Below are 19,660 nucleotides of genomic sequence, written 5' to 3' on the forward strand. Positions count from 1 at the left end.
ATGGACAACGAAGAGAAGCTTCGCGACTACCTCAAACGGGCCGGCGCGGACCTGCGGCGGACCCGGCAGCGCCTCCAGGAGGTCGAAGAGGCCGCACAGGAGCCGATCGCCGTCATCGGCATCGGCTGCCGCTACCCCGGCGGAATCACCTCGCCGGAAGACCTGTGGCGCATGGTCGCCGAAGGCCGCCACGGCATCACCGGATTCCCCGCGGACCGGGGCTGGGACCCCGAACTGACCGCTCTGTCCGACACCTCCAGCGGCGGGTTCCTCCACGACGCCACCGACTTCGACGCCGACTTCTTCGGCGTCTCACCGCGCGAGGCCGTCGGCATGGACCCGCAGCAGCGCATGCTGCTGGAAGTGACCTGGGAAGCCGTCGAACGCGCCGGCATGGACCCCACGGCCCTCAAGGGCAGCGACACCGCCGTCTTCGTCGGCGCCATGGCGCAGGACTACCAGGTCGGCCCCGAGGACGCCGGAGACGGATTCCAGCTGCTCGGCAACTCTCACAGCGTGCTCTCCGGCCGCCTCTCCTACACCTTCGGACTGCTCGGGCCCGCCGTCACCGTCGACACCGCCTGCTCCTCCTCGCTGGTGACGATGCATCTGGCGTCGCGGTCGCTGCGCGCGGGCGAGTGCTCCCTCGCGCTGGCCGGCGGCTGCACGGTGATGTCCAGCCCCGCCACCTTCGCCGAGTTCAGCCGCCAGGGCGGCCTCTCCGAAGACGGGCGCTGCCGCTCCTTCGCCGACTCCGCCGACGGCACCGGATGGGCCGAGGGCGCGGGCGTCCTCGTACTGGAACGCCTCTCCGACGCCCGCCGCAACGGCCACCGCGTCCTCGCCGTGCTGCGCGGCTCCGCCGTCAACCAGGACGGCGCCTCCAACGGGCTGACGGCGCCCAACGGCCCCTCGCAGCAGCGCGTCATCCAGCAGGCCCTCATCGACGCCCGCCTGACCGCCGCCCAGATCGACGCCGTCGAGGCACACGGCACCGCCACCACCCTCGGCGACCCCGTCGAGGCGCAGGCGCTGCTGGCCACATACGGACAGCACCGCGAACACGGCCGCCCCCTGCTCCTCGGGTCGGTCAAGTCGAACCTCAGCCACACCCAGGCCGCGGCCGGCGTCGCCGGTGTCATCAAGATGATCATGGCGATGCGGCACGGGGAACTGCCCCGCACACTCCTCGTCGACGCCCCGTCCTCACACGTCGACTGGTCGGCCGGCTCCGTCGAACTCCTCACCGAGCACCGGCCCTGGCCCGAGACGGGCGAACCCCGCCGCGCCGCCGTCTCCTCTTTCGGCATCAGCGGCACCAACGCCCACACCATCGTCGAAGAAGCCCCCCGCCCCGAAGACGGCGAAGACACCTCCCGGCCGGATACGAACACCGCCGACGCCGGAGCCGTGCCCGTGCCGGTCTCCGGCCGCTCCCGCGACGCGCTGCGAGCCCAGGCCGCCAGGCTGCTCGCCCTCCTCGACGACGAGCCCGCCACGCGCCCCCTGGACCTCGCCCACGCCGCCGCCACCACGCGCACCGCGTTCGAACACCGCGCCGTCGCCGTCGGCGGGACCGCCGGCGAACTGCGCGAGGCCCTGCGCGCGACGGCCGAGGGCGAGCCCGCCGCCTCCGTCGTCACCGGACACGCAGCCGCCCGCGGCAAGCACGCCTTCCTCTTCACCGGGCAGGGCGCCCAGACCCCCGGCATGGGACGTGAACTCCACGCGCGCTTCCCGGTGTTCGCCGAAGCACTCGACGAGGTCCTCGACCACCTCGACGCCGAGACGGACCGGCCGCTGCGCGAGGTGATGTGGGGCGAGGACGCCGAAGCCCTCGAACAGACCGCCTACGCACAGCCCGCGCTGTTCGCCCTGGAAGTCGCCCTGTACCGGCTGGCCGCCTCCTGGGGACTGTGGCCCGACCAGCTCGCCGGGCACTCCGTCGGCGAGATCGCCGCGGCACACGTCGCCGGAGTGCTCTCACTCCCGGACGCCTGCACCATGGTCGCCGCCCGCGGCCGGCTCATGCAGGCACTGCCCGGCGGCGGCGTCATGGTCTCCGTCCAGGCCACCGAGGACGAAGTCGCCCCGCTGCTCGCCGCTCGCACCGGCGAAGTCTCGCTCGCCGCCGTCAACGGCCCCCGCGCCGTCGTCGTCTCCGGCGACGCCGGCGCCTGCGCCGAAATCGCCGCCCACTTCGCGGCGGAGGGCCGCAAGACCACACGGCTGAAGGTCTCCCACGCGTTCCACTCCCCGCACATGGAACCGATGCTGGAGGACTACCGCCACATCGTCGAAGGCCTCACCCTCAACGAGCCCCTCATCCCCGTGGTCTCCGCCGTCACCGGCGAGCAGGCACGGGTCGAGCAGCTCACCTCCGCCTCCTACTGGGCCGAACAGGCCCGCAGCGAGGTGCGCTTCGCCGACGCGGTCGCCTGGCTCCGCGACCACGGCGTGACCACGTTCGTCGAACTCGGCCCGGACGGCGTGCTGTCGGCCATGGCGCAGGAATGCCTCGCCGACGCCGACGCCGAGGCCGACGCCGACGCCGACCGCGTGGCGGCCGTGCCGCTGCTGCGCGCCGGACGCCCCGAGGCCGCCGCCGCCACCACCGCCCTCGCCCGGCTCCACACGCGCGGCCTCGCCGTCGACTGGACCGGCTACTTCCGCGGCACCGGAGCCCGCCACGTCGACCTGCCCACCTACGCCTTCCAGAGCAAGCGGTACTGGCCCCGCGGCGGCGGCCTCCAGCACTCCGCCGACCTGCGCTCCGCGGGGCTCGGCGCCGCCCACTACCCGCTGCTGTCCGCCGCGGTCTCCCTCGCCGACACCGACGGCGCACTGCTCACCGGCAGGCTCTCCCTCCAGTCACACCCGTGGCTCGCCGACCACCGGGTGAGCGGCAGCGTCCTGCTCCCCGGTACGGCCTTCCTCGAACTGGCCGTACGCGCAGGCGACGAGGTCGGCTGCGACCACGTCGAGGAACTCACCCTGACCTCCCCGCTGGCCGTCCCCGACGACGAGGGCGTACAGGTGCAGGTGTCCGTCGGACGTGCGGACGCCTCCGGGCGGCGCACCGTCACCGTCCACTCCCGGCCGGACGACGACGAGACCCGCCCATGGACGCAGAACGCCACCGGCGTCGTGACCACCGGCGCAGCGCGGGCAACCGGCTTCGACACCACGGTGTGGCCCCCGCAGGACGCCGAGGAGCTGCCGACCAGCGGATGCTACGAGCGCTTCGGCGAACTGGGCTTCGGATACGGGCCGTTGTTCCAGGGGCTGCGCGCAGCGTGGCGCGGACGCGACGGAGAGCTGTACGCAGAGGTGGCCCTCCCCGAAGGTGCCGACGGAGGCGACGGCTTCGGCCTGCACCCCGCCCTCCTCGACGCCGCCCTCCACGCGGCACTGCTCGACGGTGCCGCAGCCGACGGCACCACAGGGCAGACCGGAACGGCACCGGGGGTGCCGTTCTCCTGGGAAGGCGTCACGCTGCACGCCTCGGGCGCCACCGCACTGCGAGTACGGCTCAGCCGCGGCCCCGGCGGAGCCTTTGCGATCGCTCTCACGGACACGTCCGGGGCGCCCGTCGCGTCAGTGGAATCCCTCGTCCTCAGGCCCGTCACGCAGGACGAGACCACCCGCCCCGGCACGGCACGCGACGCGCTGTTCGCCCTGGAGTGGACCCCCGCACCCGCCCCCACGGGCGCACCCGTCGAAGCCGTCGCGGTGGTGGGTGAGGACCCGTTCGGGCTGGCGGACGGGCTGGCGGCGCATGTGCCTGGTGTGCAGAGCTGGACGGACCTGGCGGACGCCCGTGTGGACGGCGGCGGGGGGTCGCCGGTGCCGGGTGTGGTGCTGGTTCCGGTCTCGCGTGACGACGTGGACGGTGTGGCCGGTGCCGCGCATGCGGTGGCGGTGCGTGCGCTGGAGCTGGTGCAACGGTGGCTGGACGGCGAGCGGTTCGCGGACAGTCGTCTGGTGTTCGTGACGCGTGGTGCGGTGTCGGGTGGGGATCCGGCTGTTGCTGCGGTGTGGGGTCTGGTGCGCTCGGCGCAGGCGGAGCACCCGGGCCGCTTCGGGCTGCTGGACGTCGACGGTACGCAGGAGTCCCTCACGGCGGTGCCCCTCGCATTGGGCGTCGACGAGGCGCAACTGACGCTGACCGCAGGGGAGTTGCGGGCGGCGCGTCTGTCGCGTGCCGCATCTGCCGAGGGTCGGGTGCCTTGGGCGGATGTCGAGGGCGCGGTCCTGATCACTGGTGGTACGGGTGGACTGGGTGCTCTGGTGGCGCGGCATCTGGTCGCGGAGCATGGTGTGCGGGAGCTGGTGCTGGTTTCGCGCCGGGGGCGTGGGGCTGAGGGTGCGGATGAACTGGCTGTCGAGCTGGGTGAGTTGGGTGCCCGGGTCGAGGTCGCCGCGTGTGATGTGGCCGACCGGGACGCAGTCGCCAGTCTGCTGGACGAGCACGCGATCGGTGCGGTGGTTCATGCGGCGGGTGTCCTCGACGACGGTGTGATCGACTCCCTGACTGCGGAACGTGTCGATGCGGTGCTGCGTCCGAAGGTGGATGCGGCGTGGAATCTGCACGAACTCACCCGCGACCGCGACCTGTCGGCGTTCGTGTTGTTCTCCTCCGCTGCCGGTGTGTTCGGTAATGCGGGGCAGGGCAACTATGCGGCGGCCAACGCGTTCCTGGACGCGCTTGCGGTGCATCGTCGTGAACTGGGCCTGCCCGCTGTCTCGTTGGCGTGGGGTGCGTGGGCGCAGGAGGGCATGCTCTCTGCTGCCGATGCGGAGCGGATGGCGCGTTCGGGTATGCCGCCGCTGGCTACCGGCGAGGGGCTGGAGCTGTTCGATGCGGCGCTGACGGCGGACGGGGCTGCGCTGGTGCCGGTGCGGCTGGACTTGCCGGTGCTGAAGTCGCGTGGTGAAGTGCCGCCGCTGCTGCGCGGGTTGATCCGTACCCGCCAACGCCGCGCCGTGGCCGGAGCAGAGACCGCCGACTCCCTCGTCCGCCGCCTCGAAGGGATGAGCGCCGACGAGCGGCAAGAGGCGCTGCTGCGGCTGGTGCGCGGCCACGCCGCGGCTGTACTCGGTCACGCCGACGGCGCGGACGTCGAACCCGAGCGCCAGTTCCGCGACTTGGGCTTCGACTCGCTGACCGCCGTCGAACTGCGCAACCAGCTCACCTCGGCGACCGGCCTGCGGCTGCCCGCCACCATGGTCTTCGACCACCCCACGCCCAGGCTGCTCGCCGGGCACCTCCTCCACGAACTCCTCGGCTCCGAGGCCGCCACGGCACCGCGCCGGCGGAAGGCCGCTCTCACCCCGCCCGCCGCTGACGACCCGGTCGTCATCGTCGGCATGGGCTGCCGCTACCCGGGCGGAGTCAGCTCCCCCGATGAGCTGTGGCGGCTGGTGTCCGAAGGCGGCGACGCGGTCTCCGGACTGCCCACCAACCGCGGCTGGGACCTGGAGCGGCTCTACCACCCGGACCCCGACCACCCCGGCACCACCTACAGCCGCTCCGGCGGATTCCTCCACGACGCGGGCGAGTTCGACGCGGGCTTCTTCGGCATGTCGCCCCGCGAGGCCCTCGCCACCGACTCCCAGCAGCGGCTGCTGCTGGAGACCACCTGGGAGGCCGTCGAGCACGCGGGCATCGACCCTGCGTCGCTGCGCGGCAGCGACACCGGCGTCTTCGCGGGCGTCATGTACAACGACTACGGCGCCCGGCTGGGCGGGGGCGACTTCGAAGGCCACCAGGGCAGCGGCACCTCGCCGAGCATCGTCTCCGGCCGCGTCTCCTACACCCTCGGCCTGGAGGGCCCCGCCGTCACGGTCGACACGGCCTGCTCCTCCTCGCTCGTCGCGATGCACTGGGCGATGCAGGCGCTGCGCTCGGGGGAGTGCTCCCTCGCTCTCGCCGGCGGTGTGACCGTCATGTCGACACCCACGGCGCTCATCGAGTTCTCCCGGCAGCGCGGTCTCGCCCCCGACGGGCGGTGCAAGGCGTTCTCCGACTCGGCGGACGGCGTGAGCTGGGCCGAAGGCGTCGGCGTGCTCGTGCTGGAGCGGCTGTCCGACGCCCGGCGCAACGGGCACCAGATCCTGGCCGTCGTACGGGGCTCCGCCGTCAACCAGGACGGCACGTCCAACGGGCTCATGGCGCCCAACGGCCCGTCGCAGCAGCGCGTCATCCGGCAGGCGCTCCAGACCGCGGGCCTCGCCCACACCGACGTGGACGCCGTCGAGGCCCACGGCACCGGCACCTCACTCGGCGACCCCATCGAGGCGCAGGCGCTGCTCGCGACCTACGGGCAGGACCGCGAACAGCCGCTGCTGCTGGGGTCGGTGAAGTCCAACATCGGTCACACGCAGGCAGCCGCGGGCGCCGCAGGCGTCATCAAGATGGTCATGGCGCTCAGCGCCCCCGAACTGCCCCGGACCCTGCACGTGAGCGCGCCGTCCTCCCACGTGGACTGGGAGGAGGGCTCCGTCGAACTCCTGACAGCGGCCTCGCCGTGGCCGGAGACGGACCGCCCCCGGCGGGCCGCCGTCTCCTCCTTCGGCATCAGCGGCACCAACGCGCACCTCATCCTCGAGCAGCCCCCGGCCGCTTCCCCCGTTCCCCCAGCGGCCGGGGGCGTCCACCGCCCCGGCACCGTCCCGTTGACGCTGTCGGGCAAGTCGCGGCGTGCCCTGCGCGCACAGGCCGCGCGGCTCCGCGCCCACATCGAGGCGCGCCCCGAGGTCCCCCTCGCCGACCTGGCCTATTCGCTCGCGGTGACCCGTACCGCGTTCGAGCAGCGCGCAGCCGTCGTCGCCGAAGAGCGGGACGAGGCGCTGCGCGCACTGTCGTCGCTGGCCGCCGACGCGGCGGACGCCGCCGTCGTCGAGGACGAGGCCGCCCCCGTGCGCCTCGCGCTGCTCTTCTCCGGCCAGGGCAGCCAACGCCCCGGCATGGGCGCCGAGTTGTACGAACGCTTCCCCGCCTTCGCGGAGGCGATGGACGAGGTGCTCGAAGTTCTCGGCGCCCGGCTCGGGGAGCACCTCGCAACGCCCCTGCGTGACGTGCTCTTCGCCCGCGAGGACACCGCCGAGGCGGAGCTGCTGCACCAGACCGGCTGGACGCAGCCCGCGCTGTTCGCCCTGGAGGTGGCCCTGCACCGGCTGCTGCGCTCGTGGGGCGTGCGGCCGCACGCCGTCGCCGGGCACTCCGTCGGTGAGGTCGCCGCGGCGCATGTCGCGGGAGTGCTGTCTCTGGAAGACGCCTGCACCCTGGTCGCCGCCCGCGCCCGGCTGATGCAGGCCCTGCCGTCCGGCGGTGCCATGGCCGCGGTGGAGGCCGCGGAGGACGAAGTCGTCCCGCATCTGGCGGGAGGAGTCTCGCTCGCCGCCGTCAACGGGCCGCGGGCCGTCGTCGTCGCGGGCGACGCCGCCGAAGTCGACGCCGTGCGGGCCCACTTCGACGGCCTGGGCCGCAGGACCAAGGCGCTGGCCGTCTCCCACGCCTTCCACTCGCCGCACATGGACCCGATGCTGGAGGACTTCCGGCGGACCGTGGAACAGCTCCACTTCGCCGCCCCGTCCGTCCCGCTGATCTCCAACGTCACCGGCGACTTCGCCACCGCCGAGCAGATCGCCGCCCCCGAGTACTGGGTACGGCATGTGCGGGAGACCGTCAGGTTCGCCGACGGCGTGCGCGCACTGCGACGCGCGGGCACCACCACGTTCGTCGAGGCGGGCCCCGACGGCGGCCTGCTGGCCATGGCCGAGAGCGTCCTCGCCGGCCCCGGCGGCGCCCACGGCACGGACGAAGCCGGCACCGGACAGGAGACCGGCGAAGACGACCACGACGACACGCGTCTCGTGCCGCTGCTGCGCGCCGACCGCCCGGAGGGCGCCGCCCTCGACACGGCCCTCGCCGGCCTGCACGCCCGCGGCGCAGCCGTCGACTGGGACGCCTACTTCGCGGGCGGCGGTGCCGTCCGCACCGCCCTGCCCACCTACGCCTTCCAGCACGAGTTCTACTGGCCGCAGGGGGCCGCCGAGACCGCGCCGCCCGCCGAGGCGGACCCGGCGTCCGACCGGCTGTGGGATGCCGTCGACCGCGGCGACGCCGGGGAGTTGGCGGCGCTGCTCTCCCTCGGGGACGAGCAACAGGCCTCCCTCGCCTCGCTGTTGCCCGCACTGTCCTCCTGGCGGCGGGCCGGGCGGGAGAAGACGCTGCTGGACTCCTGGCGCTACCGCGTGCTGTGGGCGCCGTTGCGGCTGCCCGCCACACCCCGGCTGGACGGCACCTGGCTCCTCGTCACCGGCGACGCCGACGACGGCGAACTCGCCGCCCGCGTCGGCGACGTACTCGGCGCACACGGAGCACGAGTCGAGCACGTCACGCTCGACGACTCCTGCACCGACGACGGCGAACTCGCCGCACGGCTGCCCTCCTGCGAGGACATACAGGGCGCGGTGTCCCTCCTCGCCCTCGACGAGCGGCCCCGCAGGGAGTCAGGCCCCGGCCTCACCCGCGGCCTGGCGCTGACCGCGGCCCTCGTACGCACCCTCGACATCCCCGTGTGGACGCTCACCCAGGGCGCGGTGAGCACCGGCCCCGCGGACGAGCCCGTCGCCTCCCCGGCCCAGGCCGCGGTGTGGGGATTCGGCCGCGTCGCCGCGCTCGAACACCCCGAACGCTGGGGGGGCCTCGTCGACCTGCCCGTACGGCCCGGCGGCACGGAGGAGACACCCGGAGGCCGGCACGGCCCGGCCGAGGAGCGGCTTCTGGGCCTGCTGCCCGCCGTGCTGACGGCCCAGGGCGGCGAGGACCAGCTCGCACTGCGCTCCGCAGGCGCTTTCGGACGGCGCCTCGCACACCGCACCGTGGAGTCGCTGCCCGCCGACGGCGAGTTCACCGCGCGCGGCACGGTCCTGGTCACGGGCGGCACCGGCGGCCTCGGGGCGGCCGTCGCCCGGTGGCTCGCGGAGCACGGCGCGCAGCACCTCGTCCTCACCAGCCGCCGCGGCCCCGACGCGCCCGGCGCGGCCGAACTCCGCGCCGAACTAGAGGAGTCGGGCGCCACCGTCGACATCGCCGCATGCGACGCCTCCGACCGCGACGCCCTCGCCCGGCTCCTCGACGAGCTGCACGGCACGCCGCCGCTCACCGGAGTCGTCCACACCGCGGGCGTCGCCCAGTCCACGCCGCTGGAGCGGATGACCGAAGCCGAACTCGACGGCGTGATGGCCGCGAAGGCCGGCGGAGCCGCCCACCTCGACGAACTCCTCGGCGACCGCGACCTCGACCTGTTCGTGCTCTTCGGCTCCATCGCCGGAGTGTGGGGCGCGGGCAACCAGGCCGCCTACGCCGCGGCGAACTCCTTCCTCGACGCGCTCGCCGAGCAGCGCCGCGCCCGCGGCCTCGCCGCGACCTCCGTCGCATGGGGCCCCTGGGCCGAGGCAGGCATGGCCACCCACGAGGCGATGTCCGGCGACCTGGTGCGGCGCGGCCTCAGCATGCTGCCGCCCCGGCACGCCCTCACCGAACTCGGCCGCGCCGTCGTCCAGAACGACGTGACCGTCACCGTCGCCGACGTCGACTGGGACAGCTACGCGCCCGTCTTCACCTCCGTACGCCCCAGCCCCCTCCTCGCCGAGCTGCCCGAGGTGCGGGCTCTCGCCGAGGAGGCCGAGAAGGCCGCCGAGGAGATCTCCGAGTTCGCCGCCACGCTGCGCGGCCTCGGCGCGGCCGAGCAGCGGCGGCGGCTGCTGGCGCTCGTACGGGAGGAGGCCGCCGCCGTACTCGGGCACAGCTCCGCGGACGACGTCGGCGAGCAACGCGCTTTCCGCGACATCGGATTCGACTCACTCACCGCGGTCGAACTCCGCAAACGCCTGGTGCGCGCCACCGGGGCGCCGCTGCCCGCGACCCTCGTCTTCGACCACCCCACACCGGGTGAACTCGCCTCCCACCTGCGCGACCTGCTCGCCGGCACCGGCGAGGCGCCCCGGGCCAGCCGCGCCGAGAGCGACGGCAGCGGCGAACCCGTCGCCATCGTCGGCATGAGCTGCCGCTTCCCCGGCGGTGCCGCCACGCCCGAGGAGTTCTGGTCGCTGCTGGCCTCCGGAACCGACGCCGTCACCGAGTTCCCCGAGGACCGGGGCTTCGACATGGCCGCCCTCCACCACCCCGACCCCGACCACCCCGGCACCACGTACACCACGCAGGGCGGCTACCTGCACGACGCCGCCGACTTCGACGCGGGCTTCTTCGGCATCTCCCCGCGTGAGGCCGTCGGCATGGACCCGCAGCAGCGGCTGCTGCTGGAGACCACGTGGGAGGCCGTCGAACGAGCCGGGCTCGACCCCTCCGGCCTGCGCGGCAGCCGCACCGGCGCGTTCATCGGCTCCAGCTACATCGAGTACGGAGAAGGCGGCGAGGGCGACGGCTCCGAGGGCTACCAGGTCACCGGCAGCTCCCCGAGCGTGCTGTCCGGCCGTGTCTCCTACGTCTTCGGACTGGAAGGCCCGGCCGTCACCGTCGACACGGCCTGCTCATCGTCGCTCGTCGCGCTGCACCTGGCGTGCCAGTCGCTGCGCAGTGGCGAGAGCACCCTCGCCCTCGCCGGCGGCGCCACCATCGTCCCCAACCCCAAGCCGCTGATCGCCTTCAGCCGCCAGAGGGCCCTCGCCAAGGACGGGCGCTGCAAGTCCTTCTCCGACGACGCCGACGGCATGACCCTCTCCGAAGGCATCGGCATGCTGCTGCTGGAGAAGCTCTCGGACGCGGAGCGCAACGGCCACCCCGTCCTCGCCGTGGTGCGCGGTTCGGCCGTCAACCAGGACGGCGCCTCCAACGGACTGTCCGCCCCCAACGGGCCGTCCCAGCAGCGCGTCATCCGCCAGGCCCTCGCCAACGCCGGTCTGGAGCCGTCCGACGTCGACGCCATCGACGCGCACGGTACCGGCACCACCCTCGGCGACCCCATCGAGGCGCAGGCCCTCCAGGCCACATACGGCACGGACCGCGACGCCGACCGGCCGCTGCTGCTGGGGTCGGTGAAGTCCAACCTCGGGCACACCCAGTCCGCGGCCGGCGTCGCCAGCGTCATCAAGATGGTGCTGGCCATGCAGCACGGCACGCTGCCGAAGACCCTCCACCTGGGCACGCCCTCCACGCACGTCGACTGGAGCTCCGGGGCGCTCGCACCGCTCGCCGAGGCCGTCGAGTGGCCCCGCACGGGGCGGCCGCGCCGTGCCGCGGTCTCCTCGTTCGGCATCAGCGGCACCAACGCGCACACCCTGCTGGAAGAGGCACCCCGGCAAGAGGCACCCCGGCTCCCCGCACCGGCCGCGCCCACGGTGCAGGGCACCGTCGTGCCCGCGGACGGCTCCGCCGCGGCGGAGCAGCAGGAGCCCGGCGGCACCCTGCCGTGGGTGCTCAGCGCACGGACCGAGGCGGCGCTGCGCGACCAGGCCGCCCGCGTAGGCGCCGCCGTCGCCGCCGGGGAGGAGTGGCACCCGGCCGACACCGGGCTCGCCCTGGCCTCCCGGTCCGTCTTCGAGCACCGGGCCGTGGTCCTGGGCACCGGCCGCGACGCGCTGCGCGCCGGGCTGGACGCCCTGCACCGCGGGCAGAGCGCACCCGGCCTGGTGCGCGGCGTCGCGGCACAGCGCGGCCCGCTGACGTTCCTCTTCCCCGGCCAGGGCGCCCAGTGGGCCGGCATGGGCGCTCAACTCCTCGATGAGTCACCTGTGTTCGCCGCACGCATCGCCGAGTGCGCCGCGGCGCTCGCCCCCCACACCGACTGGTCCCTCATGGACGTGCTGCGCGAGGCACCGCAGGCGCCCTCCCTGGAGCGCGTCGACGTGGTGCAGCCCGCCACGTTCGCCGTCATGGTCTCCCTCGCCGAGGTGTGGCGCTCCTACGGCGTCGAACCGGACGCCGTCATCGGCCACTCCCAGGGCGAGATCGCCGCCGCCTGCGTCGCCGGGGCCCTGTCGCTGGAGGACGCCGCCCGCGTCGTCGCCCTGCGCAGCCAGGCCATCGCCCGCGAACTCGCGGGCCGCGGCGGCATCGTCTCCGTCGCGCTGCCCGCCGCCGAACTGCGCGCCCGCCTCGAACGCTGGGAGGGCAGACTCTCCCTCGCCGCCGTCAACGGCCCCCGCTCGGCTGCCGTCTCCGGCGACCTCGACGCCCTCGACGAGATGTGCGAGGAGCTGACCTCCCAGGACGTGCGGGTACGCCGCATCGAGGTCGACTACGCCTCCCACTCTGCCCATGTGGCCGACATCCACGACGAGTTGCTGCAACAGCTGGAGCCCGTACGGCCGCTGCGCCCCCGCGTCCCGATGCTGTCGACCGTCACCGGCGAGTGGATCGACGGAGAGCAGACCGGCGCCGAGTACTGGTACCGCAACCTGCGGCAGACCGTGCATCTGGCCGGTGCGGTCGAGCAGTTGCTCGACGCCGGGCACCGGGCGTTCATCGAGGTCGGCCCGCACCCCGTGCTGGCGCCCGGCGTCGAGGACACCGTCGCCGACGCCGAAGCCTCCGCCGTGGTCGTCGGGACGCTGCGCCGCGACGCGGGGGACCTCCACCGCGTACTCACCTCCGTCGCCGAGGCGTTCGCAGGGGGAGTGGACGTGGACTGGCGCACCTGCTTCGACGGGCGCGACGCCCGGCACGTGCAGCTGCCCACCTACGCCTTCCAGCGCGAGCGCTACTGGATCGGCGGGCCCGGCCCGCACCACGCGCGCCCCGGACAGGGCGAAGCTGCCGACGAGGAGTTCTGGTCGGCCGTGGAGAGCGCAGACTACGAACGGCTCACCCGCAGCCTCCACGTCGACGAGGAGTCCCTCTCCGCCGTGCTGCCCGCCCTCGCCACATGGCGGCAGCACAACCGGGAGCGCACCACCGCCGACTCGTGGCGCTACCGCGTCCGCTGGAAGCCGCTGACAGGCACCCACCCGGCGTCCCTGGACGGCGAGTGGCTCCTCGTCAGCACCGAGAGGACGCGGCGCGCACTCCCCGGACACGTCCAGGAGACCGCCGACGCCCTCACCCGGCACGGCGCACGCGTGCGGCAGGTCGTACTGGATGACGAGTGCACCGACCGCGGCGTCCTCGCCGCCCGCCTCGCCGGCGCCGAAGAGGCCGCAGGCGTGGTGTCCCTGCTCGCCGCGGACGAGGAACCCAGCGCCGGACACCCGGAGTTGACCGCCGGGCTCGCGCTGACCGTCACGCTCGTCCAGGCCCTCGGCGACACCGGCGCCGACGCCCCGCTGTGGTGCCTGACCCGCGGCGCCGTGAGCACCGGACGCTCCGACGCCGTCACCAGCCCCCTCCAGGCGCAGGTGACGGGCGTCGCCTGGACGGCGGCCCTGGAACACCCCCGTCGCGTCGGCGGCACCGTCGACCTGCCGGCCGCCCTCGACGAGCGTGCCGCCCAGCGGCTGGCCACCGTCCTCGCGGGCGGGACCGGCGAGGACCAGCTGGCGCTGCGCGCCTCCGGCCTCCTCGCCCGCCGCCTCGTGCCCGCCCCCGCTCGCCGCGACACCGGCGGCGGCTGGACACCGCGCGGCACCACCCTCATCACCGGCGGCACCGGCACCCTCGGCCCGCACGTCGCGCGCTGGCTCGCACACCGCGGCGCGCCCCGCATCGTCCTGGTCAGCCGCAGCGGCCCGGACGCCCCCGGAGCAGGTGAACTCGTCGCGGAACTGGGCGACCTGGGCACCGACGCCACCGCCGTCGCATGCGACATCACCGACCGCGACGCGCTCGCCTCCGTACTGGAGGACCTGCGGGAGGACGGCCACACCGTGCGCAACGTCGTGCACACGGCCGCCGTCATCGGCACGCACACCCTGGAGGACGCCACACATGGGGCGTTCGCCGAGATCACCCAGGCGAAGGCAGCCGGCGCCGCCGGCCTCGACGCGCTGCTCGGCGACGATCTCGACTCGTTCGTGCTGTTCTCGTCCATCTCCGGCATGTGGGGCAGCGGCCGCCACTCCGCCTACGTGGCCGCCAACGCCTACCTCAACGCGCTCGCCGCCGAACGCCGCGGCCGCGGCCTGCCTGCCACCGCGCTGTCCTGGGGCATCTGGTCCGACGACATCGGCCTCGGCCGAGTCGACTCCGGCGAAATCCGCGGCAGCGGACTGGAGTTCATGGACGCCCGGCTCGCCCTCGCCGCGCTGGAGCGGGCCCTGGCGGACGACGAGAGCGAACTCGCCGTCGCCGCCGTCGACTGGGACCGCTACCACCCCGTCTTCACCTCCTCACGCCCCACCGCCTTCTTCGACGAGGTGCCCGAGGTGCGGCGGCTGACGGAGGCCGCCGCGGCGGGCGACGCCTCCCCGCAGGTGGGGGAGTTCGGCGCCCGGCTGCGCGACCTTCCCCCCGCCGAGGCCGAACGCACACTCCTGGACCTCGTGCGCTCCGAGGCCGCCGCTGTCCTCGGCCACACCTCCGCGGACGCCCTGCCGGAACACCGGGCCTTCCGCGAGGCGGGCTTCGACTCCATCACCGCCGTCGACCTGCGCAACCGGCTGGCCGCCGCCACCGGTCTGTCCCTGCCGACGACGATGGTCTTCGACCGGCCCAACCCCGTCGCACTGGCGGACTTCCTGCTCTCGCAGATCATGGGCGTACAGGGGCGGCCCACCGCGCCGCCTCCCGCCTCGGCCGCCGCCGACGACGAACCCATCGCCGTCATCGGCATGGGCTGCCGCTACCCCGGCGGCGTCACCTCGCCGGAAGCGCTGTGGGAGCTGGTGCGGGCGGGCGCCGACGCCGTCTCCGGATTCCCCGCCGACCGCGGCTGGGACGCCTCCGCCCTCTTCGACGAAGACCCCGACAGCCCCGGCAGCAGCTACTCCGTGCAGGGCGGATTCCTCCACGACGCCGCCGACTTCGACCCCGGCTTCTTCGGCATCTCCCCGCGCGAGGCCCTCGCGATGGACCCGCAGCAGCGGCTGCTGCTGGAGACCGCGTGGGAGACCTTCGAACGCTGCGGGATCGACCCGGCGACGCTCCGCGGCAGCCGCACCGGCACCTTCATCGGCGCCGGATACCAGGACTACACCACGGGCGTGCCCGGCGGAGCCGACGGTTCCGAAGGCCACATGATCACCGGCACGCTCTCCAGCGTCCTGTCCGGACGTATGGCCTACCTCTTCGGGCTCGAAGGACCGGCCGTCACGCTCGACACGGCGTGCTCCTCCTCGCTGGTCGCCCTCCACATGGCGTGCCAGTCGCTGCGCGACGGGGAGAGCGCCCTCGCGCTCGCGGGCGGCGTGAGCGTCATGGCGACGCCCGGCGCGTTCGTCGGCTTCAGCAGGCAGCGCGCCCTCGCCCCCGACGGGCGCTGCAAGGCCTACTCCGACGCGGCCGACGGCATGACACTCGCCGAGGGCGTCGGCCTCGTCATGCTCGAGAGGCTCTCCGACGCCCGCCGCAACGGCCACCCCGTACTCGCCGTGGTCCGCGGCTCCGCGATGAACCAGGACGGCGCGTCCAACGGACTGACCGCCCCCAACGGGCCCTCCCAGCAGCGCGTCATCCGCCAGGCCCTCGCCAACGCCGGGCTGGCCCCGTCCGACGTCGACGCCGTCGAGGGACACGGCACCGGCACCGCCCTCGGCGACCCCATCGAGGCGCAGGCGCTGCTGGAGACCTACGGACAGGACCGCGAACAGCCCCTCTACCTGGGGTCGGTGAAGTCCAACATCGGCCACACCCAGATGGCTTCGGGCGTCGCCGGAGTCATCAAGATGGTCAGGGCCCTCCAGGAAGGCCTGCTGCCCAGGACCCTCCACGTCGACAGCCCCTCGACGAAGGTCGACTGGAGCACCGGAGACATCGAACTGCTCACCGGCGAGACCGGCTGGCCCCGCACGGGGCACCCGCGCCGCGCAGGGGTCTCCTCGTTCGGCCTCAGCGGCACCAACGTCCACACCATCCTCGAACAGGCCCCAGAAGAGGACCCGTCCGCCGCGGACGAGCCCGGCGACGGAACGCAGACCGCGGCGGACAGCAGCGAGGAGACGCATGTCCTGCCGCAGTCCCGCATCTCCGCCTGGCCGGTGCTGATCTCCGCGCGCACCGACGAGGCGCTGCGCGCCCAGGCGGCCGCACTCCTCGGCATGCTCCAGCGGCGTCCCGGGACGGACCTGCGCGACCTGGCGCACAGCCTGGTCGCAGGGCGCTCCGCCTTCGAACGCCGCGCCGCCGTCCTCTCGCCCGACCGCGAAACCCTCGTGCGCGGCCTGACCGCCCTCAGCACCTCCGCCCCCGACGCGGCGCTGGTCACCGGCTCTGTGACGCGTGGTCGCACTGCGGTGGTGTTTGCCGGTCAGGGGAGTCAACGCCTTGGTATGGGGCGGGAGTTGTACGAGCGGTTCGCTGTGTTCGCGGAGGCTTTCGACGTGGTGGCCGCTCATCTGGACGTCGTCTCGGAGCGGCCCTTGCGGGACGTGGTGTGGGGTGAGGACGGGGAGTTGCTCGACCGCACGGGCTGGGCGCAGCCTGCCCTGTTCGCCGTGGAGGTGGGGCTGTTCCGCCTTGTGGAGTGGCTGGGAGTGAGTCCCGGTCATGTCGCTGGGCACTCGGTCGGTGAGATCGCGGCGGCCCATGTGGCCGGGGTGCTCTCTCTTGAGGACGCGTGCACGCTGGTGTCGGCGCGGGCGCGGCTGATGGAGGCGCTGCCCGAGGGCGGCGCGATGGTCGCGATAGAAGCGCCCGAGGACGAGGTCGCCCCGCTGCTCACCGGCGGTGTGTCCCTGGCCGCTGTCAACGGGCCCCGCTCGGTCGTGGTCGCGGGGGAGGAGTCCGCTGTTACCGGCGTGGCCGCGGAGCTGGAGAGCCGGGGTGTGCGCACGCGCAGGCTGCGGGTCTCGCACGCGTTCCACTCGCCGCTGATGGAGCCGATGCTGGAGGACTTCCGCGCGGCGATCGCCGGAATCTCCTTCGAACGGCCCCGGATTCCCGTGGCCGCGTCGGGCGACGTGTGCGACCCCGAGTACTGGGTGCGGCAGGTCCGCGAGCCCGTACGCTTCGACGACGCAGTCACCGGCCTCCTCGAACAGGGCGTGACCACCCTTCTCGAACTCGGCCCCGACGCCGTCCTGTGCGGCATGGCGCACGAGCGCGCGACCGAGGCGGGAGCCCGCCTCCTGCCCGCGCTGCGCAAGGACCGCGACGAGGAGCACGCGCTGCTCGCCGCCGTCGCCGGGCTGCACACCCGGGGCACCGCCGTCGGCTGGAGCGCCCTGTTCGAAGGCGCCGCCACCCGCTGGGTCGACCTGCCGACATATCCCTTCCAGCGCAGGCGCTACTGGCCCGACGCCGAAGCCCTCCAGCCCGGCGCACCCGCCACCGCCGAACCCGCCGACGCGGGCGCCGCCGACGCGGAACTGTGGTCCGCCGTCGAAGAGGGCGACGCCGGCGCCCTCGCCTCCGTCCTCGGCCTGGACGAGCCCACCGCCGGCTCCCTCGCCCCGGCCCTGTCGTCCTGGCGCCGCCGCAAACAGCGGCAGGCCGCCGTCGACGGCCGCCGCTACGCGGTCCACTGGCGGCCGGTCGCCGCCACCGGCACCCTCACCGGCGAATGGCTCGTCCTCACACCCGAGGGACACGACCCGGGCGACCTCACCGAATCCCTCGCGGCACCCACCACCGTGCTGGAGACCTCCGCCGGCAACCGGGAGGAGCTGGCGGCACGCCTCGGGGAACTCCTCGCGGACGGGCAGCGGTTCGCAGGCGTGCTCTCCCTGCTCGCCGAAGACGGGGCCCCGGGCGAAGTGCCCGCCTGCCTCACCCGTACCGTCACCGCGGTGCAGGCGCTCAGCGACGCCGGATGCGAGGCACCCCTGTGGTGCGTCACCCGCGGCGCCGTCTCGATCGGCCGCTCCGAGGACCTCCACAGCCCCGAACAGGCCGCGCTGTGGGGCCTGGGCCGCGTCGTCGCCCTCGAACACCCCCTGCGCTGGGGCGGGTTGATCGACCTGCCGCGGCGGCCCGAGCAGCACACCCTCAACCGCGTCGCCGGCGTGCTCGCCTCCGGCGGCGGCGAGGACCAGGTCGCCGTACGCGCCTCCGGCGTCTACGCCCGCCGCCTCGCCCACCGTCCCGCACCTGCGGACGGCGCCCGGCCCGGCCGACTCCGCCCCGGCGGCACCGTGCTGATCACCGGCGGCACCGGCGCGCTCGGCGCACACGTCGCACGCTCCCTCGCCGCGCGCGGCGAGGGCTCGCTGCTGCTGCTCAGCAGGCGCGGCCACGACGCGCCCGGCGCGGCGCAGCTCGAAGCCGAACTGGCCGCCACCGGTACCGAGGTGACCATCGCGGCCTGCGACGCCGCCGACCGTGAAGCCCTCGCGGCCGTGCTCGCCGGGCACGCCGTCACCGCCGTCGTGCACACCGCCGGAGTCGTCGAGGACTCCCTCGTGGAGGACCTGACGCACGCGGACTTCGCGGCCGTGCTGCCCGCCAAGACCGCGGCCGTACGGAACCTGCACGAACTGACCGGCGAACTCGACGCGTTCGTGCTGTTCTCCTCCACCGCCGCCGTCCTCGGCGCCGCCGGGCAGGGCGGCTACGCCGCCGCCAACGCCTACCTCGACGCCTTCGCCGAGTACCGCCGCGCGCAGGGACTGCCCGCCACGTCCATCGCGTGGGGCCCGTGGGCCGGTGCGGGCATGGCAGGCGAGCGGGAAGCCGTCGAAGACCGGCTGCGCCGCGGCGGATTCACACCCATGCCGCCGGAGACGGCCCTCGACGCGCTGTGGCAGGCCGTCGACGGCGACGAGTGCGCCCTGACCGTCGCCGACATCGACTGGACGCGCTTCCACCCCGCGATCGCCGGGCTGCGCTCCGCGCCCCTCGTCGAAGAGCTGCCGGAAGTACGGCAGTTGCGCGCCGCCGGAGGCGGCGCCGCGGCCCACGACGAGCCGAGGCTGCGGCAGGAGCTGACCGGGCTGTCCGGCGCCGAACGAGAACGGGCCGTACTGGATCTGGTACGCGGCCAGATCGCCGCCGTACTGGGCCACGCGGACACGCGCGACATCGAACCCGACCGCGCCTTCCGCGACTTGGGATTCGACTCGCTGACCACGCTGGAACTGCGCAACCGGCTCGCCTCCGCGACCGGCCTGAGCCTCGCCGCGTCCGTCGTCTACGACTACCCCAGCCCGCTGGACCTCGCCGACTTCGTACTGGCCGAACTCGCCCACGTCACAGGGGAGTCCGCACCACAGACACCGGCAACCGCCGCTCCCGCGCTCGCACCCGCCGCGGCCGTCTCCGGCGCCGTCGGAGACGATCCCGTCGCCGTCGTCGGCATCGGCTGCCGATTCCCCGGCGACGTCACCGGACCCGAGGAGATGTGGGACCTGCTCGCCTCCGGCCGCGACGGAGTCAGCCCCTTCCCCGCGGACCGCGGCTGGGACCTCGCGGCCCTGGCCGGCGGAGCCTCCGCCACCCGCGAGGCCGGATTCCTCAGCGGCATAGCCGAATTCGACGCCTCCTTCTTCGGCATCTCCCCGCGCGAGGCCCTCGCCATGGACCCGCAGCAGCGCCTGCTGCTGGAGACCAGCTGGGAGGCGATCGAGCGGGCGGGCATCGACCCCGGCAGCCTGCGCGGCTCGG

The 19,660-nt window shown here is 74.2% G+C and carries 1 protein-coding gene (running past one end of the window); it reads left to right on the plus strand.

All coding sequences use genetic code 11. The features are described 5' to 3' along the window. On the plus strand, positions 1-19,660 hold the 5' portion of the coding sequence (locus QQM67_RS27360; protein ID WP_314177545.1) for a type I polyketide synthase. Its footprint extends 9,047 nt past the window's final position; only the first 19,660 of its 28,707 coding nucleotides appear in the window; its start codon is at positions 1-3; its stop codon lies beyond the right edge, outside the window.

The organism is Streptomyces winkii, from assembly GCF_032248595.1.
Lineage (GTDB): Bacteria > Actinomycetota > Actinomycetes > Streptomycetales > Streptomycetaceae > Streptomyces > Streptomyces winkii.